At 67.4% G+C, this 18,900-nt stretch carries 14 protein-coding genes and 3 pseudogenes; 8 read left to right on the top strand and 9 right to left on the bottom strand.

Annotation, left to right across the window (positions count from 1 at the left end):
• Positions 1-1,235 (top strand): annotated as a pseudogene (locus ACFV2J_RS38880) (hypothetical protein); the annotation flags it as partial.
• Between the two features lie 532 nt (positions 1,236-1,767).
• On the opposite strand, the gene ACFV2J_RS38875 reads toward ACFV2J_RS38880, so the two are convergent.
• The 6 genes and pseudogenes from ACFV2J_RS38875 to ACFV2J_RS38850 form a co-directional block, all read right to left on the bottom strand.
• The gene (locus ACFV2J_RS38875; RefSeq protein WP_385083535.1) at positions 1,768-2,577 is read right to left on the bottom strand and encodes a leucine-rich repeat domain-containing protein; all 810 of its coding nucleotides are present in this window, start codon (positions 2,575-2,577) and stop codon (positions 1,768-1,770) included.
• 299 nt (positions 2,578-2,876) lie between these two features.
• On the bottom strand, positions 2,877-3,371 hold the full coding sequence (locus ACFV2J_RS38870; protein WP_385083537.1) for a transposase: 495 nt from the start codon (positions 3,369-3,371) through the stop codon (positions 2,877-2,879).
• A 29-nt stretch (positions 3,372-3,400) separates the two neighbouring features.
• A complete protein-coding gene (locus ACFV2J_RS38865; protein ID WP_385083534.1) occupies positions 3,401-3,940 on the bottom strand; it encodes a winged helix-turn-helix domain-containing protein in 540 nt (179 codons plus the stop codon).
• A 66-nt stretch (positions 3,941-4,006) separates the two neighbouring features.
• Entirely contained in the window at positions 4,007-5,104 is a 1,098-nt protein-coding gene (locus ACFV2J_RS38860; RefSeq protein ID WP_385083533.1) for a hypothetical protein, read from the bottom strand.
• Positions 5,105-5,489: 385 nt separating this feature from the next.
• Positions 5,490-6,137 (bottom strand): class I SAM-dependent methyltransferase, encoded by a 648-nt coding sequence (locus ACFV2J_RS38855; protein ID WP_385083532.1) that lies wholly within the window; start codon positions 6,135-6,137, stop codon positions 5,490-5,492.
• A gap of 203 nt (positions 6,138-6,340) precedes the next feature.
• Positions 6,341-6,785: pseudogene (locus ACFV2J_RS38850) on the bottom strand (transposase); the annotation flags it as partial.
• 107 nt (positions 6,786-6,892) lie between these two features.
• On the opposite strand from ACFV2J_RS38850, the gene ACFV2J_RS38845 reads away from it, so the two are divergent.
• Positions 6,893-7,441, top strand: a complete 549-nt coding sequence (locus ACFV2J_RS38845) for a hypothetical protein (protein WP_385083531.1) — start codon at positions 6,893-6,895, stop codon at positions 7,439-7,441.
• A 405-nt stretch (positions 7,442-7,846) separates the two neighbouring features.
• A complete protein-coding gene (locus tag ACFV2J_RS38840; protein ID WP_385083530.1) occupies positions 7,847-8,044 on the top strand; it encodes a hypothetical protein in 198 nt (65 codons plus the stop codon).
• A gap of 16 nt (positions 8,045-8,060) precedes the next feature.
• Here the strand turns inward: ACFV2J_RS38840 and ACFV2J_RS38835 are convergent, their stop codons facing one another.
• Positions 8,061-8,954 (bottom strand): DUF1963 domain-containing protein, encoded by an 894-nt coding sequence (locus ACFV2J_RS38835; protein WP_385083529.1) that lies wholly within the window; start codon positions 8,952-8,954, stop codon positions 8,061-8,063.
• Between the two features lie 617 nt (positions 8,955-9,571).
• The gene (locus tag ACFV2J_RS38830; RefSeq protein ID WP_385083528.1) at positions 9,572-10,561 is read right to left on the bottom strand and encodes an amidohydrolase family protein; all 990 of its coding nucleotides are present in this window, start codon (positions 10,559-10,561) and stop codon (positions 9,572-9,574) included.
• A gap of 510 nt (positions 10,562-11,071) precedes the next feature.
• On the opposite strand from ACFV2J_RS38830, the gene budA reads away from it, so the two are divergent.
• The 4 genes and pseudogenes from budA to ACFV2J_RS38810 all read left to right on the top strand — a co-directional run bounded on the left by budA (position 11,072) and on the right by ACFV2J_RS38810 (position 16,767).
• Positions 11,072-11,827, top strand: coding sequence for an acetolactate decarboxylase (budA, locus tag ACFV2J_RS38825; RefSeq protein WP_385083527.1), 756 nt, complete (start codon positions 11,072-11,074; stop codon positions 11,825-11,827).
• A gap of 56 nt (positions 11,828-11,883) precedes the next feature.
• The gene (alsS, locus tag ACFV2J_RS38820) at positions 11,884-13,569 is read left to right on the top strand and encodes an acetolactate synthase AlsS (RefSeq protein WP_385083526.1); all 1,686 of its coding nucleotides are present in this window, start codon (positions 11,884-11,886) and stop codon (positions 13,567-13,569) included.
• Positions 13,570-14,765: 1,196 nt separating this feature from the next.
• A pseudogene (locus tag ACFV2J_RS38815) lies at positions 14,766-15,697 on the top strand (IS5 family transposase).
• 233 nt (positions 15,698-15,930) lie between these two features.
• Positions 15,931-16,767: an alpha/beta fold hydrolase gene (locus ACFV2J_RS38810; protein WP_385083525.1), complete on the top strand. Its 837-nt coding sequence runs from the start codon at positions 15,931-15,933 to the stop codon at positions 16,765-16,767.
• A gap of 316 nt (positions 16,768-17,083) precedes the next feature.
• Here the strand turns inward: ACFV2J_RS38810 and ACFV2J_RS38805 are convergent, their stop codons facing one another.
• Entirely contained in the window at positions 17,084-18,211 is a 1,128-nt protein-coding gene (locus ACFV2J_RS38805; protein ID WP_385083524.1) for a copper resistance D family protein, read from the bottom strand.
• Between the two features lie 315 nt (positions 18,212-18,526).
• Between ACFV2J_RS38805 and ACFV2J_RS38800 the strand changes: the two genes are divergently transcribed.
• The gene (locus tag ACFV2J_RS38800; protein WP_385083523.1) at positions 18,527-18,877 is read left to right on the top strand and encodes a hypothetical protein; all 351 of its coding nucleotides are present in this window, start codon (positions 18,527-18,529) and stop codon (positions 18,875-18,877) included.
• Positions 18,878-18,900: the final 23 nt, after the last annotated feature.

The raw sequence follows: 18,900 nt of genomic DNA, 5'->3' as shown, positions 1-18,900 counted from the left end.
TGGAGTCCCTGATGCCGCTGCGCCTCGCGCGCTACGGCGTCCCGCTCGCCGAGACCGCCCCCTCGGGGCTGGCCGCGGCCGGCATCGAGCCCGCGTCGCTGCCGCCGGACATGGCGCACACGGCAGTCGAGATGTCCGCCCAGGCCCCGGCAGTGCCCGAGCACCGAGAGCTGGAGGCGAGCCAGCCGCCGGCCGGGTACGCCCCGCTAGCCCCGGAGCAGACCGAGGCACAAGCCCGAATACAGCGGGCCCAGGCGCAGATGCCAACTCCTGCATTCCAGGATGCACGGGACAGTGGTCTGTTCGCGGACGCATACCGGTCATGGGTTGCTCAGTTCCTCGTGGCACCCACGCCGGACCAGTTCGCCCTGTTCCTACGGGACCACTTCGCCATCACAACGGCTGCAGGTGACCCACTATCCGATGAACAGCTGTCCCCCATTCTGGCCAGCCTGCAGCAGCGCTACGACCCGACCACCACCGCTGCTGACGGCCGGCATGCCGGTGATGAGGTGGACTGGGAGGAGTCTTTCTACCGGGCCTGGATCGACTTCGCGCATCAGTACGGCAGATACCCGGACGCGGCCGCCCTGGCCCACCACGGCTTCGAGCGCGACGGCATCACCACAGCGGCAGGTGAACCCCTCGTCGCGCAAGACCTGCACGCCTTCGTCCACGCTTTCCAGCAGCGCGACTTCGGTGATGGCGGCCCGCGTGACAGCGAAACGGTGACCGACTCCGGCGAAACGAAGAACGATCCGGAACCCGCCTCCACCGTGGGGCCAACTGCCAGCACGGGAGCGCACGCAGCCAAGGAGACACCCGGCCCGAAGGTGAACGCCTTCATCAACGCGCAGCAACCACCAGGAAGTGTAAACAGCACCCTCAGCGTGGTCGACCGGTACTACCTCGCATGGAGGAACTACCAAAACGAGCACGGCCAAGAGCCCACGGACAAACAGCTCTCCACGAGCCTCGCCGGCGCAGGCGTGACCGGGCGCAGCGGCAACCCGATCAGCCCGTCCACGCTGCGCCGCTACTTCCTCCACTTCCGCATGTACCACGTCTGGGCTGACCACCGAATGAGCACAGACAACCCCTCCGCCGAGAGCGTGGCCCAGGACTGCGCCCGTCGGAGAATCACCGCCCAATACAACAAACCCGTTGCCGCCGGGGACATCGCCCCGCAAGCCGACGACTTCGAACGCCGCTGGCACACGCTGAAAGAGGGCTGAAATTCCATTGCCTCTCACCCGCAGAATGATGTCCCAGTCGTGGGAATGCGAGAGGGGACATGGCTCCAGCAGGATGCAGACCGGCTGACCCTCTGCGGTTCCGAGGTGGGAGGTGTGCTCTTCCAGCGCGGATCTGCGCCCACGCAGCTCAACCAAAGCGCTGACCTCAGCCCACTGCCTCAGACTCCCGCTCGCTTCGGCCAATGAGGCGTTTGTTGCTCGTTGCGGTGGGTCCGTACAAATTTCGAAGGAACTTCTAGCCGGTCACCGATGGATGAGCCCTGGTCAACCCTCGGGTGAGAGCGTCTGTGGGCCTCACAGCTTGATCCACGCCTGGTCCACACGCACTGAGCTTCTTCGAGCTGGCCACCGATCAGGTGACGGTCCACGAAGCGCAACGAGCGAAGCCCCCGGGCTGTTGATCGTGTCGACGGTCATGTATTTCGTCAGTTTCCCCACCCTAACGACGGTCTGTCGTCACACCATCGTGGCCGTTCTCGACCGATCGGAGGGTGAGGCGAGGTTCAGATGGTCAGTCCCAGTCGGATGTAGGCTGGTCGACTCGGCCGCCCTTGTGGGGCGCGGGGATGTAGTCGCGAGCACCGCCGGGCAGGGTGGCAACACACGTCGCCGAGCAGGTGCTGACCAACAGGGGCAGTACGTCTGTGGCCACGCGCAGTGAGATCCACACCTGATGGAGTCCGCTCTGTGCGATCGGGCGGTCGCAGACACTGCAGCTTTGGGTGACGGTGGCGCCCCAGCGCCGAGGATCCATGTTGCCCAGATCGATGTCGACGGCAGAGCCTAGAGAGGGCTGGAGCTTCGGGAAGGGCGGTCGCAGCTTGTAGTTGCCGAACAAGGCGCGCGTGCTCACCGTGCTGCGGGTCAGCTTCCGGCAGCGTGTGATCTCGTAGGGGAACCAGTGCAGCCGGTAGGAGGTGTAGGGGGTGAACTCCTCCAGGCTGGTCATGGCCCCGATCTCGGGCGGGATCCGGACCAGGTTGCTGCCGTAGAGCAGGAGGTGCTTGACCGCCGTCAGCTGGGCGATGCTCGGTGGCAGGGTGATGATCTGCCGCCGCTCTTCCGGGCTCAGCTCAGTCAGAGGACGGAACTCTTCGCGCCCGTCAGCGACAGCTGCATCGACCAGGTCCAGCAGGTGTTGCCAGCCCGGAGCTGAGGTGTCCTGCCGCTCGGCGTGGAATCCGACTCGGGCTCGCGGATGCGGCCTGGACTGATCAAAGCACGAGCACGGGTCCTGGCGGGGACCCCGTCGCTCCGGGGCCGGGTCCGATGTGTCGCCCCAGCGGTTCAGATTGAGCCCCGGCTCTGCCTCGTCCGTCATGGCGCCAAGATACGGAGGTTGCTGCAATCCGTCTCAGGATTATCCGGGCGGGAGTACAGACGACAATCATCGCCGTGGTCGAACGTTTGGCTGGGGAACCTGACGCTTCCGCTGGGGAATTACCTGAAGTTCCACAATCGAGAAGTCGGGCGTCTCAACCACACTACTCGGGGGCCTCGTTGGTCATCTATCCTGCCGCACTTGCACCGGGCCGCGACCTCGACGTCAAGGTCTACGAAGGAAATGAGCCCGCGGAGCACCTGTTCGGGCTACTGAAGTTGAAAGCGTGATGTCGGTGGTCAGTCGTCCATGATCAGGCCGGTCTCGGCGAGACAGCCGTCGACGAGGGTCGGGCGGTACTGGATCCGCTTGAGCTGGCGTTTGACGGCTCTGGTGATCTGGCTCAGGTCGGCGGCGGCAAGGTTGCCGATGTGTCGCTTGACCAGCGACCAAATGCCCTCGGTGGGATTGAGGTCCGGTGCGTAGACGGGCAGTTGGAACACGGTGAGCCACTCGGCGTTCGCATCGATGAACTCCCTGATGCCTCTGGTCAGGTGGAGGCGGACGTTGTCCCAGACCAGCACAATCGGGCCGCCGAGCTGGCTGCGGGCACGGACGATGAGATCCCGGAAGTCTCGCCAGCCGAAGCCTTTCGGCTCGTCCTTCCGGCCCCGGTACTCCCGGATCGCGTAGATCAACCTGGCCCGCTCACCAGGCTTGTAGTAGGTCATGCCCGCCATCGAGACCCGCCCGGAGCCGCGGCCCCTCACTCGCACGACCGGGGTCTGGCCGATCCTGCCCCAGGTCCTGGCGCGCGGCGGAGTCAGCGATTGCCTGGCCTCGTCCTCAAAGACGCTCCAGGCCCCGCGCTCCGCCGCATTACTCTTACCCGCGGCCAGGTCTCCTTCTTCCAGACCTCGACCGCCTCGTCATCGCGCTCGATGGCTCGGCGGGCAGGCTGCTGCCATGGCCAACCGTGACGCTTGAGCAGCTGCCAGGCGCCCTCGACCGTGTAGGAGACGTGGAAGAGCCGGCCGATCAGCGTCCTGATTCGTGCCAGCGTCCGCCGCTGGTCAGCCCAGCTCTGAGCGAGCGGACCGCGCTCCAACTCCCGCTCTAGCCGGGTGACCTGGGGCTTGCTGAGTTTCGACCTTCCCGGCGAGCCCTTCGACAGCAGCCCCGCCTCGCCGTGCTCGCGCCAGGCCCGGCGCCAGCGCTCCGCTGACCGGACACTCACCCGCAGCGCGGCAGCGACCTCCGCGTTCTTCTGCCCGGTCTCGAAGCGTTCCACGGCCTGAAGCCGCAATCGCTCGCGCTTGCCCCTCTCGGCGTCGGTCAGCCCTCCGCCCTGCGCGTATCTCACACCCCAGGATTACTGGGTGTCAGCAGGGGACGTGGGGCGAATGGCCCAGGCGTTACCCGCCCCACGTCAGTTCTCCTGGCCCAGCTCCCACAGGTGCAGGGAAGTCCTGTCCTTCGAGATGGTGTACCACCTGCCGCCCCCAGCTGTGCGCGCAGGCCCCGAGACTGGGAGGGGATAGGAGAGTTCGCCAAGCAGGTCCATTGCGTTTACGTCGACCAGCCAGTGACGGACCGGTCCGTACCGGGCATCGCATTCGGAGGTGCCGGCAACGACGCTGTCCTCGTCCACGAAGGCGGCTTCGAAGTCCCAGTAGACCCTGTCGGTGCCGGCGTTCCGCGGGTGCGCGGGCACGGCGTCCGCGGCGTCCAGTTTCCGTATGACCTTCGAGCCGTGCTCCAGTTGGTGGAGCGAGAGCGACCACTGCCCGACGGGAACAGTCAGGAGCCGTCGGCCAGACGGGCTCGCCGCGAGGAGGATCCGCTCGATGCCAATCTGCTCGGCGGTCAACTGCTGCCCATCCCAGCGTCCCCACAGCACGGGCGACCCTTCTTCGCCTTCACCCAGGCTCAGCCCCATCTGTGAAGGGTCTGAGTGCGACGTGTGTAGGGAGCTGGAGGCCACGGTCCCGGTGGTCATACGTCCCACGCCCCTTCCGGCTACGGCGTCCAGAACCACCCATAGTTCCTGGTCGTCCTCCGCGTTCCCGTCACTGGCCAGCGGCCCGCGGACGTGTGCCCAGACGAGCTTGCCGTCTGCACTGACGGCGGCCGAGCCGCTGTCAGCATAGAAGTGGCCCCTGTCGTCCGCGTACTCGTCGAACGACGCATGCAGCACCGGACAGCCGCCCCAGCAGCCGTGCCGCATTTCCCACCGCGTCGCACCGGTCGCCTCCACCGACCGTGCTGCGTGGACGCCGGCGAACACTGCCGCATCCCGTTCCGGTGACACGGTCACTGTCCCAAAACGACGAGGCCAGGGCGCCGGGAAGCGGATCTCAGAGCCTCGACCAGCGTCAGGCTCATCAACATCGAGCGCCACCACCTCAGCGTCGCCACGCTGCACCAGGAGCGTGCGGTTCGGCCAGCACACCAACTGCGGGGCATCTGCCGACGCGGGGTCCAGCGGAGCTGTGATGGTGGTGATGAGACGAGCGGCGATGGTCACGGTTTCTTCCAGCCACAAACGACACGAGGGCCTGACAGCCCAACCCTATGGGCAACGCCCACCCCGCCGATCGGACCTCGAGCCGCGTCTCTGAGGTCGCCTCCGGCTGGCCGACGTCACGCATTCAATTTCAGTACCTACGCAAACGCGGATTCCGCTGCGGGATTCCAGAGAAGTCCGACCAGATCCGCAACCGCAAGAAGCTCGGCGCCCGCGGCGGCCGTCCGCGGAAGTTCGACAGGGCGGACTACCCCGAGCGGCACGACGTCGTGTGCGGGATCAACCGCCTCAAGCGCCACCGGGCGGTGGCCACGACGTACGACAGCTCGCCGTCTGCTACGAGGCCACCGCTACCATCGCCGTCATCAACGAGTGGCTGTGATCATCACCGCTTACGACCCAGCAACTGCATCGCCTGAGACCGGTGGCCGTTCATCGTGGCAACCTCCATCTTGTACTCCTCCACCAGATTGAAGTCCGACAGCAGGGCGCGCAGGTGCGCGATGTCATGGTGCCGGCACACCGCACCGTCGTCCGTGGCGAAGATCCCGTACGGGGTGCCGAACTGCTGGGCATGCGCGGCGTAGCGGTCGCGGTTTCGCTCGTCGTCCTGCAGGACGAGGTCGCTGACGTAGAGCAGTCCGCCAGGGGCCAGAACGCGGTTCATCTCGACGACCAACGCCTGCTGAGCTGCAGTGTCGGGGATGCACGTCAGTACCGCGAACAGCAGGACGACATCGAAGGTCGCCGAGGCGCAGGTCAGGTTTGGCGGAGAGTCGAGGACTTCGAAGCGCAGGTCAGACCGCAACTCACGGCCCCGCTCGATCAGCGTCGGCGACAGGTCCACGCCGCAGACATCGGAGAAGCCATGATCGCTCAACTCCGACATGACACGGCCGTATCCACAGCCGTAGTCCAGAACCCGAGCGTTCGATTTCACCCTTGCCAGCCAGCTGAGATTTACCGGATGGGTGAACGTCTTCGTCGCCCCGACACCGTCCCAGTATGCGATCTGCCTACCAAGATCCTTCATGCGAAGGCAGCATACGGCCTCGCCGAAGCCGTCCTCGCTACTTGATCCACTTCTGAAACAGACCCTAGTTCACGGGGGGGGGTGCCCCTATGCCTTTGGTCAAGGTGGATGGGTGCTGGTTCGGACGTCTGGAACGATGCGCCAGTGCATGCTGATGATCAGGTTGGCGAGGGTGTCTCGGCGGACCTCGCGGTGTTTCTCCACAACACCAGTGCGCCGTCGATGTCCACGATCACTTCGCCGCCTGAGTTCGGTGCCGCTGCTCCGGCCAACTGCCGGACCCGCTGCCGCACTTCCGACCTGGCCCGCCGGACGGCGCCGAGCGCACGCGGACCGGCCGCCGCGAGGGTGCCGACCAGCCGGGACACCGTCGGGTCTGACGCGACCGGCCCGAACACGCCTGGCTCGGCCCGCATCAGACAGGCAGTCCCCGCCCAGCGTGACCGCCGGGGCCAGATCGAGAAGGGCCTTGCCGGGGTCGTGCACCGCCCGAGGCTTGCGCCACGGCGCGGACGCCACCGACAACGCAATATCCAGACCGGCCTGGCGGGCCGTCTCTACCAGCAGCACCCCGCCTGCCTGCGAGACCGCCCCGCGGCCACCACCCTGCACCCGGACCCGCGGATACGTCCCGCTACGCTTCCTCACCCGGAGAGCGCTGCCTCCCCTGCGGCGATACGAACCTTCGACATGCCCTATCGTCCCAGTTCAGAGGCGCTGTCTGCCTAGCCGGTCACCCATCGGACACTGCCACGGTGGGGTTCACCCAGGAGGTCGTAGTGCATGGCGCCGTCGGACAGCTGCTGCAAGTCATGCCGACACCGCAAGACGGCGGCGACGCTGTGGACTGGGATCGCGTGCATGCGGAGTTCGGGTGGCGCCTTCCGAGTGACTATCGCGACTTCGTGGCTGCCTACGGGATGGGCACAATCAACGAGACGCTGGGCGTCTTCACCCCACCGTTCCCCGGCTACCCCTACGTCGATCATCTGCTCTACCAGCATTCCTACCCGGCGACCGACGGCTTGCTGTTGTGGGCTTCTACTGACAGCGCCGACGACTTCTATTGGCGCTGCGGGGACGGCGATGCGGACCGATGGACCGTGGCTGTCCGCACGCGTTCCCACGGCTGGCACAACTACCGACTCGGGATGGCTGACTTCCTCGTCAGCTTGCTGAGCGGCCGGATCAAACCCCCACTCAACGCTGGTCTCGGCATCGAACAGCCACCGACTTTCAAGTCGTGGCGCGAAGAAGATCGACTAGCTCGCGAGTCTGACGACTGGGGCGGCTTCGGCTACTGAACTTGATCGGGTGGTGTCGGTGCCGTTCGGCTGACAGCTGGTTGTCTGCACCGGTAGCCCTGGGGTGTGAGGTACGCGCAGGGCGGCGGGCTGACCGACGCAGAGAGAACGACACGGGAGCGGTTACGGCTCCAGGCCGTGGAACGTTTCGAGGGCGGGCGGAAGAGCGCGGAGATTGCCACTGCCCTGCGTGTTGCGTGCGATCGGTGGAGCGGTGGCGCCGGGCCTGGCGCGAGGTATGACCTGCTACAAGCCGGGCGAGCGGTCCCGGCTGATCTACGCAGGAGGAAGGAGACCTGGCCGCGGGTAAGAGCACCGCGGCGGAGCGCGGGGCCTGGATCGTCTTCGAGGACGAGGCCGGGCAGTCGATGACTCCGCCGCGAGCCAGGACCTGGGGCCGGTTCGGTGTTCCAGCTGCCCACCTATGCCCCGGACCTCAACCCGCAGGAAGGCGTGTGGTCGCTGGTCAAGCGCGACATCGGCAATCTCGCCGCGGCCGACCTCGGTCAGATCACCCGGGCCGTGAAGCGCAAGCTCAAGATGCTGCAGTACCGCCCCGAGTTGATCGACGGCTGCCTCGCGGGCACCAGGATGGCTCTTTGATCGAAGCAGCGCGCAGTCAAGAACAATCTGAGCGGTAGGCGAAGGGCCTGTCGGAGCAGCTGGTGCATTCGAACAGGTAGATGCCGCCCATGTCGCCGAGCATGAGCCCAGGGGGGCATTGGATCTCGGTGCGTTGTTCGTATGGAAGGTCCCAGATGGTTCCCATGGCCGGGGTGTCCTCGATGGGCAGCCACGTGCGCCAACTCTCGCCATCGAACTCGTTGCTGCTGATCGTCAGGAGATGCTCCATGCGCACACGGCATGTCGGGCACGTCGGCCAGTTGGGATCCTGCGTCCACGTCGGATACCCGCCGACCTTGACGCCGTCCGACACGGAGAGGTGGGACCAGTAAGACCAGCCGGTTTCCTCCTCCAGCTGTTCGAACCTGGCTTCGAGCGCGTCGGCGACCTCGTCCGGGAGGTCCCAGTTGGGGTAGTCGGTGACACGCTCAGGGTGCAGTACGCACGGGTCCGGAAGGTAGTCGTTGTCAGCGCCGGTCGGGCGGGGTCGGTTGGCCGGCTGCAGGTCGCTCAGGGAGCCGTCTCGCCAATAGATCTCGGGGCGGGGAACGTAACCGTCCTCGTGATCGAAGGGGCACCACAGCACCTGCAGCAAATCGGTGGCGCTGGGGAAGACCAGGTCAGGCACGTCGGCCGCGAAGAGCTGGAGGACTGGGACGAGCGGGATCGGTCCCTGGGCGGGAGGGGAAAACGCCGTGCGCGGGTGCTCGTCCTCGCAGTGGGGCCAGGGCTCCGAGAGCGGCCAGAGCACGGGTCCGCCGAGCGAGCTTTCCCGCGCGCTCGGATCACCGAGGCGCGGATGCAGGCGAACGGCCGTCTTCCGATAGCTGGCCACCTCAGGGAACAGCGTCTCGACATCGAGCGGACGTGGCGGGGTGGTGCGAGCCATCGGAGTGCTCCTCACAGACCAAAGCGTTGGCTTGGCCACGGCCGAGGCCGCGGTGGGCTGAGAGTAGCCGCACGGTCCGTCGGATCCAGCAGCAGGCCTCGTTCTCGGTCACGGGGCAGCGTGCAGTCGGCCCTGACAACACCCGACATCACGAGTTCAAGTTCAGTAGCACCTGCCAGGTGCTAGCCGAAGTCCCAGAACCGACCCTGCGCAACTCCTCAAAGCGCAGATCACAGATGCCTCGGTCATGCAGAGGAACGACCCGCCCGCCCAACTGATGAAAGACCGAGTTTTGGCACGACAGTCTCCGGGGGCTGGTTGGCACAGAAATCTCGGAGAGTGACTTGAGCGTGGGGTGCCTTCGGCGCGGCGGTCACTTCGGCGAGAATTGCGAAGAAGGCTTTGCTTGCTTGTTCCTTTGAGGACCTGTTCAGCAGCGCTTCGACCGCGGACTGCATGACGATCCCCGCACCGCGTGCCTGTGTGCGGCCCGCGGACGGCTCGTGGACCCGCGACATCGGCGCCGGCGGCTCGCCGTTCGTGTGCGGTGGCGAGTTCTCCCACGAATCCGCCGATGATCAGCGCTCCGAAGGCAGGGCTGGGATGCACCGAGTACCTCAAGTGGCGGTCTGGATTCCCAGGAACTGGCTCCCGTTCGCTTCGAGTGTCGCGGCGTCGAGGCCGTTGTCCAGGAGGAAGCGGACGGGATCCGGCTGTGCCATGTCGAAGGGGTAGTCGCTCCCGCACAGGATCCGCTCCCGGGAGGCGCGGGCCGTCAGGAGTCTGAGTACCTCGGGGTCGTGGGTGACTGTGTCGAAGTACAGGCGGGTGAAGGGGTCGCCCGGAGGACGGCTGCCACCGCAGCGCACATCTTCGCGTTTGTGCCAGCCGTGCTGCCACCTGCCGAGCAGCGAGGGTGCGCAGCCTCCGCCGTGGCCGAAGCAGATGCGCAGCTCGGGCAGTTCATCCATGACGCCGCTCAGGAGTACCGAGGCCACGGCGGTAGTGGTCTCGACCGGGTTGCCGATCAGGTTGACTAGGTAGTGGTCCTTCCACTCCGGCCGCGGCAGTTGCATGGGGTGGACAAGGACGGCCAGGTCCGCGTCGACGGCGGCACGGAGGACCTCCCGCATGACACCGTCGCCGTAGGACCGGCCCTCGACCACGGGCGGAACAGCGACGCCCGCGATGCCCCGCAGATCTGTCAGGCGCGTCACCTCGCGGCGGGCGGCGGCCGCGTCATCCACCCGGACCAGGCCGAGTCCGACCAGGATGCCGTCGCTGGAGGAGACGGCTTCCGCGAGCTGGTCGTTGTAGGCCGTGACATAGTCGTCCGCCTCGTAGGGCGAGAATACGGGGAAGGCGAATGGCGGCGCGGAAAGGGCGCGGGCTCCGAGCCCCGCCTCCACCGTGTCGGCGATGACTGCTTCGATGTCGATCATCGCCTCGGTGGCGAGGAACAGCGGATGATCGCCGAGGTACAACTGTCCGTCGCGGTCGTTCATGCCGCCCAGTGGGGCGCCCGGCGGGAGATGGAGCAGGTCGCGGGGCAGCCAGTGCGCGTGGACGTCGATGATTCCCGCGCGGACGTTCGCCGTTACAGCCATCTCCGCTCCTCGACGCTGCCTTGCAGCGAGCTGACGCGTAGCAGGGGCTCTTGCTGAGCCAAGGGGATGAGACCGCCGAGACGTCCACTTTGATTTGACGTGCCCGGTGACGGCCGCAGATACGAACTATCGGCAGCGAAAAACGACACGTATTTGTACATTTAGTCACGTATTTCGTGGGGGTGCATCCTGGCCGCGCTGCCCCGGATCGGCATGGTGGCTCGGCAGAGCTGGTCCGGGGCGGCGCGTCAGACACGGCACGGCTCCCTTGTCACGCTATGCCCGCCGCGAAGAGGCGCAGCGGCGGCCGTCGGCCAAGATGCGTCCGGTGCAGGATGCGGACAGACTATGGGGGTCCGGCGCGCGGCGGGCGGGCCACGCGACCGACCCGCGATCATGATGCCCGTAGGCGCCGCACGCACTCGTGGTCGACCGGACCCCGGGAAGGGCTCCGCTATGCGCGTACCCGAAGATCCGCATACCGCGTTCCGTCGCTGGGCGAGGACCACAGTGGCTCACCTGTGGGGCACGCACGCCGGCCACCATGACGAACGGCGAGCGCGGGAGATCTATCAGACGTCGACGATGGGGGCGTTGGTCGACGGCGTGTACGACGGCGATGTGACCATCGGTGAACTGCTGCAGCACGGCGATTTCGGCCTGGGGACGTTCAATCGCCTCGACGGCGAGATGGTGATCCTCGACGGGACCTGTCACCACCTGCGTAGCGACGGCAGCGCCCAGGTCGCCGACGACGGCGACCTCACGCCCTTCGCCGCTGTCACCTGGTTCCGGCCGGATCTGACCATCCCCGTGACGACGAGCACGGACCGCGTCGCTCTGACCGCATCGATCGACCAGGCGCTCGGCAGCGACAACCTCATGTACGCGATACGTGTCAGGGGAACGTTCGGTGAGGTCCGCACCCGCACCGTGATGCGCCAACTACCCCCGTATCCCCCTTTGACAGAAGCGGCCAAGGGGCAGCATGAGAGCACCTTCCAGGACGTGGAGGGCACCCTGGCCGGTTTCCGGACACCCGACTTCGAGCAGGCCATCGCCGTCGCCGGCTACCACCTGCACTTCCTCGATCGCGACCACCGGCACGGCGGCCACGCCCTCGACTACCGGCTGGAACACGGAGTGATCGAGATCAGCGCCCAGTCGGAGCTGCACCTGAGCCTGCCCCGCACCCCGCAGTTCCTCACATCGGACCTCACCTCGGACAACCTCGCCCAGCAGATCGACCAGGCCGAAGGCGGCTGAGCAGTGGGTGAGCCGAGCGGCGCCGCCTCGCCCCCTCCGAAAGGCTGTCGACCACCATGACCGACCAGCGCACTCGTTCCGCGCAGCGGGCGATCCAGACACTCACCGCACATGGTGTGCAGTACGTCTTCGGAGTCCCCGGCGCGAAGATCGACGCCGTCTACGACGCACTCGCCGACGGCGGGCCCCAACTCGTGGTGTGCCGGCACGAACAGAACGCCGCCCTCATGGCAGCCGCCGTGGGCCGCCTCACCGGCACGCCGGGAGCCGCCCTGGTCACATCCGGGCCCGGGACCACCAACCTGCTGACAGGGCTGATCACCGCCAACACCGAGCAGTATCCGGTGATCGCCCTGTGCGGGGCCGTGCCGCGGGCGGACCGTCTCAAGCGCACCCACCAGTCCATGGACGCCACCGCCGCGCTCACCCCGTTCACCAAGTACGTCGGCGAGGTCGACGACCCCGACGACGTGACCGAGGCCCTCGCCAACGCCCTGCGCGCCGCGGTCACCGAACCGCGCGGCGCGACGGCCGTGGTCCTGCCCGCCGACGTCCTCAGCGCACCGACCTCCGCCGAGATCATCCGGCCCCTGCCCGTCCCCGCACTCGGCCCGGCCCCCGAGGACGACATCCGTCGCGCGGCCCGGCTCATCCGGGACGCCGAACGACCCGTACTCCTCGTCGGTCTCAGAGGAGCCGACACCGCGGCCTGTGCGGCACTGCGCGCGCTCATCGACGGCACCGACCTTCCCGTCGTGGAGACGTTTCAGGCGGCCGGAGCGGTCTCCCGCGAACTCGAAGATCACTACGTCGGGCGCGTGGGTCTGTTCCGCAACCAGCCCGGCGACATCGTGATCGCGGAGGCCGACGTTTTGGTCACCGTCGGTTACGACGCCGTCGAGTACGACCCGGGACTGTGGAACACCGACCCCACCCGCGCACTCGTCCACATCGACACGCTTCCGGCAGTCATCGACAACCACTACCAGCCAACTCTGGAACTGCGCGGCGACGTGGCGGCGACGCTCACCGGCCTGGCCGAGCTAGTGGGCGAGCTGCGGCTGAGCAGCCAGGCCAATGCGGCGATCGCCGAACAGCGCACCGCGCTCCTGCGTATCGATGAGCAGGCCCGGGCAGAGCCGGCCACCGAAGCGGGCCTGAACCCGGCCGCGGTGGCCCTGAAGATGCGGGAACTCGTCGACGACGACGCGACCGTGGTGTGCGACGTCGGATCGCACTACATCTACATGGCGCGTCACTTCCGCTCCTACCAGCCCGGGCACCTGTTGTTCTCCAACGGCCAGCAGACCCTGGGGGTGGCCCTTCCCTGGGCGATGGCCGCCGCCATGGTGCGACCCCACACCCAGATCCTTTCCGTCTCCGGCGACGGCGGATTCCTCTTCAGCGCACAAGAGCTGGAGACCGCGACCCGCCTCGGCCTTCGCCTGACGCACGTCATCATGCGGGACAACACCTACGACATGGTCGGCTTCCAGGAACTCCTGAAATACGGGCGCAAGTCAGGAGTGCAGCTCGGCGACTACGACATCGTCCAGTACGCCGGAGCCTTCGGCGCGCATGGAGTCCGCGTCCACTCGATGGAAGAGTTCGAGGGCGAGCTCAGGGCCGCATTGAACCCCAAGCTCCTGGACGAACCGGGCGTCACCATCATCGACGCCCAGGTCGACTACACGCACAACACTGACCTGTTCACCCAACTGCACGACGGTGTACTGGAGTAGAGGCCCCCGCCGCTGGGCACCGATGTGACCGCGACCTGATGGCACTCCATGCCTTCGACCAGGCTGGAAGACTGCAACAACGACGGGCTCCTTACTCAAGGACAGTGGAGACGGGGCGGGGCACAGGACCGCAGGGTTTCGAGCCCAGGGTGAACGGCGCGCCGGTCAGGCCACGGGCTGGGCTGGGCCCGTCGGAAAAAGGCGCACCGCGGGTCGCACCGGTTATCGCGGTTGGGAAGCTCTTCCAGGTGTTTCACGTCCTGATAGAGGTTTTGCGTCGCATGCCGCTCGGCCTCCGCGATCCCGGCCATGACCCGCTCATGAAGCAGGTCCGGCAGTCCACCGACGGAGGAGACTCCCGCTACGCGAACCTGCGACCGGGTGCGGGGCCGCTCCGAGGCCCTCGCCGACGTCCACGCCCGGGTCCTGCCTCACTGGGCCGATGCGATCACCACGGACCTCGCCCTCATCGCCGGCCGTACCACCCTGATCGTCGCCCACGGCAACTCCCTGCGCGCCCACCTCGCCCCTGCCGCCGGCGAGCACCCCGGCATCCCCACTGGTGGCGGCCCCGGCCTCGGTTCACCGCGTCGCCGGACGAACGCACCTCTGCCGGGCAGGGTCAGGTCAGCTGCGCGGTGTGCCGGCGCTTGGTCGTCGGAGACAGCACTGCCCGTCCACCTAGGTTCTGTCCGGCCGATCTTGGGTTGTGGGAGGATGCCGTCCATGACTTACATCCGAAGGGGCCGTGCCGCGTAGAACACCAGCTTCACTTCGGTCGCGGGAACGCGGCTGGGGAAGACCTTGGGTGCGGTATCGCGATGTCCCAGGTCTGTCGGGAGCGGCGAATGCCGCCGTCCGTTTGCTTGAACGGGAGCGATTGTTCCCGGGCATCGTGGCAGTGGCGCTGAGCGTGTGGTCCGTGCGCGTCCACGGCACCAAGCGCCGGTGGAGGCAGTGGGAGGCTGAGTTCACCTGCCCGTGCTGCGGAGAGGGGTGGGCCCGGGACAAGCTGCAGGACGCTCTGTTCATGCTTCCGCCAAGGGCCGCCGGCGAACTCCGGGTGCAGGTGGAGCGCCTGGACGTGGTGCTCCTCGGGCGAACGCATCACGAGCCGATGGCAGACCCGGAGTTGGCGTGGTGGCATCGCAGGTGCTGACCGCACCCATGCCGCCTACTGGTTCGTTGGCTCTTGTATGACTGGTCGGGGAGATCTGACAGAGGCGGAGTGGCGACGTCTGGTGCCGCTTCTTCCCATAGGCAATAACCGCTGCGGGCGGTGGCGCGATTACCGCCAGGTGGTCAACGGCATCCTGCACCGGGTGCGGACCGGGGTGCATTGGCGTGACCTGCCTGAACGCTACGGGCCGTGGAAGACCGTCTATGAGCGCCATCGGCGCTGGTCGGCCGACGGAACCTGGGAACGGCTACTCCAGCAGGTGCAGGCCCAGGCCGATGCTGCCGGTGGGATCGACTGGGACGTCTCGGTTGATTCCACCTCGATCAGTGCTCACCAGCACGCGGCCGGCGCACGGAAGGCTCCGCCGCCCGCCGCGTCAAAAGGGGCGGCCGCGATGGCACGCCAGAGCGAAAGACCATGGGTGAGACTGTGCGCCCGCCTGGTGGAGGTGGTGCACGAGGTGAGGCGCTCGGGCGCTCCCGAGGAGGCTTCACCACCAAGATTCACCTGAGTGCCGACGGTCGTTGTCGTGTGCTTTCACTGTTGCTGACGGCGGGCCAGCGGGCGGACTGCACGCAGTTCGAGCCAGTCGTGGAGCGCATTCGGGTGCCTCGCCTCGGGCCGGGCCGCCCGCGCACCACACCAGACAGCGTGAGCGCCGATAAGGCGTACAGCAATCGCCAGACGCGCCGCTACCTGCGGCGACGAGGCATCCGCCACGTCATCCCCGAGAAGAGCGATCAGGCCGTGAACCGCGTGCGCCGGGGCCGGGCAGGGGGTCGCCCGCCCGGCTTCGACAAGGAGCGATACAAGAAGCGCAATACCGTGGAACGGGCGATCAACAAGCTCAAGAACTACCGAGCTGTGTCCACGAGGTACGACAAACGCGCATACGTCTACCTGGGCACCGTCACCGTCGCAGCAACCATCATCTGGCTCCGGACATGATCGGCGGGACAGAACCTAAGCGACACCTACTGGCAGACGCCGCATACGCCGCTCCTGGAGGCGGGTACCTGCGCCATCGGCCCTGAGCCGCGCGGGGGGATCTTGGCTCCGACTCGCCCGCGGTCATCGTTCCTGACGGCCGCCCGGTCGGCAGGGTCAGCTCGCCTTCGACCTTGACAATCCGCTCCCCCGACCTGAAGGCTGACCAACCAGTCGGTATGGAGGAGGGGATCGTGACCAAGCTGCGCATCGCGACCGCCGCGGGCGTGTTCGATGCCATCGCGGCGGGCCCGCCCGAAGGCCGCCCGGTACTACTGCTGCACGGTTTCCCTGAGACAGGTCTGGCGTGGCAACGGCAGATCGCGGCGCTGGCCGCCCACGGCTATCGCGTCGTGGCACCCGATCAGCGTGGCTACTCCCCCGGCGTCCGCCCCGACCGCGCCGCGGACTACCGCATGGGCGCCCTGGTCGACGATGTCGTCGCCATCGCGGACGAACTGGGCTGGCCGACCTTTGACTTGGTCGGACACGACTGGGGAGGCGCGGTGGCTTGGTGGACCGCACACGCCCACCCCGGCCGCGTGTCTACCCTGACTGTCGTCTCGACCCCGCACCCCGGCGCTCTGGCCGGTGCCCTGCGCGGCGACGAGGACCAGCGCGCACGATCTCAGTACATGATCGAGTGGCGGGAGACGCCGGCGACCGAGGATCGCATGCTCGCCGACAACGCCAGGGTGCTTCGTTCCGTCTACGCCGGGAAGGTCCCGCAGGCCGCCGTGGACGCGTACGTACGGCACCTGTCGCGGCCGGGCGCGCTGACCGCCGCGCTGAACTGGTACCGGGCCGGTCGGCCCGACGGCACGATCGGCCCGATCGACGTACCCACGCTGTACGTCTGGAGCACGAAGGACACCGCGTTCGGCCCGGCGGCCGCACGGGCGACCGGAGAGTGGGTCAACGGACCGTACCGGTTCGAGACATTCGACGACGTCAGCCACTGGATCCCCGAAGAGGCGCCGGAGAGGCTGAACGGTCTGCTCCTCGAACATCTGAAGGCGCACAGCGGGTAGGACGTCGAGGTGACACCCCGCCTACGGAGGTGTCACCTCGATCGGACATCCGCCGAGCAGCCCTCCCGCCCGCGCACAGGTCCGCACCCGTACACCGGCCGACACTGCGCGTACGCCGAACTCAAGGCCGACACGATGGTGTTGGAACGCACCGCCGCCCCGCACCGACGGCGCGCCCGGACCGGCGGCGTACCCGGCCTGGGGGCGCCGCCGGTCCATGGGATCTCCTGGGCCGTTCGTCGGAGCGGGACATGGAGGCACCGACACCCGTTTGTACGGGTTTCATGCGGGTCTCGTGCGGGACCGGCGGCGGTGGTCACGCCTCGACGAGATCGCCCTTCGCGGGCTTCTGGTCGGAAGCGGTCGCGCGGCGGCGGGCCAGCACCCCGGAGTACCAGTAGCCGCCGATCATCAAGGCGATGAGGACGACGGTCTCGGTGCTGCCGAGTACCCATGTGGAGGCACTGGCCACCTTGTCGGGAAGCCTGGGCAGGTCCTCGGGGGAGATCGCGATCGCGGAGTGCTTGGCCGTCTCGGCCTGGAACGCCTGGTTGCGAGCGGAGCCGTGGAGGAAGGGCGCGGCGAAGAGCAGCGCCATTCCGAGCAGGGTCTCGACGGTGACCACCGCGGGGAACCGGCGCACGAGGATGGTGCGCAGCGGGCGCTCGTCGCCGGCGGCCCGCATGGCGTCGATCCGCGGGTGCAGCCAGAACTGGTTGAAGACACCGAGCAGAAGCAGGGTTCCGAAGATGAGGATCTTCACTCCCAGCACGCGGCCGTACATCGTCGTGAACAGCTGCGAAGGTCCGTCGACGTGCTCCCAGTACAGGAAGAGCCCGGACAGGGTGATCGCGGTGACGCAGCTCATGGCGGCGGCGGAGAAGCGGCGGATCGTGGGCGACCAGAAGGCGGCGCGTTCGGCGGGTGGGACGGCGCCGGGAACGGCCAGCAGTGCCAGGCCGGCCAATCCGCCCAACCAGACGGCTCCGCCGAACAGATGCAGCATCCACATCGCCGTTTCGAAGATGGTGTGGCCCCACTCCTCGGGCACCGCGTCCGGGAACCTGGTGGTGCCCAGGGCGATCATCCCTGCGCCCAGGCCCGCTGTGAGCAGTCCCTTCCGGGCTCGGCCGTTCGCGGCTGCGCGGAAGGCGAGCGGTGCGGTCAACGCCGCACCGACCAGCAGCATGGTCACCTCCAGCCCGGACAGGCGCCCGGCGTTGGTGCCGTCGTAGAGGGTGTTCCAGGCGGCCTTGTAGTGGAATCCGCCGCTGTCACCGGCGTGGGCGAGATCGGTGAGCACCGCGGCGAAGGCCAGCAGCGCCAGGACGACCGCCGCGCGCGCGAGTCTGGCTGTCACCGCGGCGAGGGCGTCGGCTCCGATCCGGCGCGCCACGGACCCCGCGGCCATCAGGGCCAGGGCCGTCACTCCGACAAATCCCATCAGGGTCACCCACGTTGCCCACGCCACCGCACTGTCCTCGAAGGGACCGAGCGGGGTCGACGGGGCCGGCGCCGCGGAGAACTGCGGCAAACCGAACGATGGACCGGACAGGGACATGACTGACCACCCTCTTGGGAACGGGGAAGAATGCGAAAGCGACTTAGGTTAGGCACTCCTTACTTGAAACGTCAACAGGTGTACTCGCCCGTCACGGGCGATGCCGTCAGGCTCCACAGGACGGTGGGCCGGAGCTCAGGGAACAGCACGTTCAGGGGCAGCCGGCCGCCGCAAACGCGGTGCCGATAAGTTGCCCCCATGCCTTCTGCACTGGTCGTCGGTTACGACCCGCAAGCGATACCCGGTGTCGACGGGCGGGCTCTTCGCGCGGCCCTCGACGCGGAGCTGGCCCGCTTCGGCGAGCAGGGCATCGAAGCGGCCATGACGCTGGTCACGTTCGACGCGTCGGCCAAGTCCGCGCTCACCGCATCGCTGGCCGGACACCCCTGGGATGTCGTGGTCGTCGGCGGCGGGATCCGGAAGGCCGAGCAACTGCTGCCGCTCTTCGAGGAGATCGTGAACCTGATCCGCCGTCATGCACCCCAGGCCGCCATCGCGTTCAACACCAACGGCGCAGACAGCGTCGAGGCGGCACAGCGGTGGCTCTGACGCCCTGGTGCGACAGGGCGGCC

The sequence above is a fragment of the Streptomyces sp. NPDC059668 genome (assembly GCF_042734135.1).
GTDB lineage: Bacteria > Actinomycetota > Actinomycetes > Streptomycetales > Streptomycetaceae > Streptomyces.
The sequence above is the reverse complement of the archived record's forward strand: the minus strand, read 5'-3'. Positions and strand labels throughout refer to the sequence as shown.

Bases quoted from the DNA above. Each gene is read 5' to 3' on its own strand.
- ACFV2J_RS38875 (WP_385083535.1), bottom strand. From the start codon at position 2,577: ATGACGGACGAGGCAGAGCCGGGGCTCAATCTGAACCGCTGGGGCGAC.
- ACFV2J_RS38855 (WP_385083532.1), bottom strand. From the start codon at position 6,137: ATGAAGGATCTTGGTAGGCAGATCGCATACTGGGACGGTGTCGGGGCG.
- ACFV2J_RS38835 (WP_385083529.1), bottom strand. From the start codon at position 8,954: ATGGCTCGCACCACCCCGCCACGTCCGCTCGATGTCGAGACGCTGTTC.
- ACFV2J_RS38830 (WP_385083528.1), bottom strand. From the start codon at position 10,561: ATGGCTGTAACGGCGAACGTCCGCGCGGGAATCATCGACGTCCACGCG.
- alsS (WP_385083526.1), top strand. From the start codon at position 11,884: ATGACCGACCAGCGCACTCGTTCCGCGCAGCGGGCGATCCAGACACTC.
- ACFV2J_RS38805 (WP_385083524.1), bottom strand. From the start codon at position 18,211: ATGGGATTTGTCGGAGTGACGGCCCTGGCCCTGATGGCCGCGGGGTCC.
- ACFV2J_RS38800 (WP_385083523.1), top strand. From the start codon at position 18,527: ATGCCTTCTGCACTGGTCGTCGGTTACGACCCGCAAGCGATACCCGGT.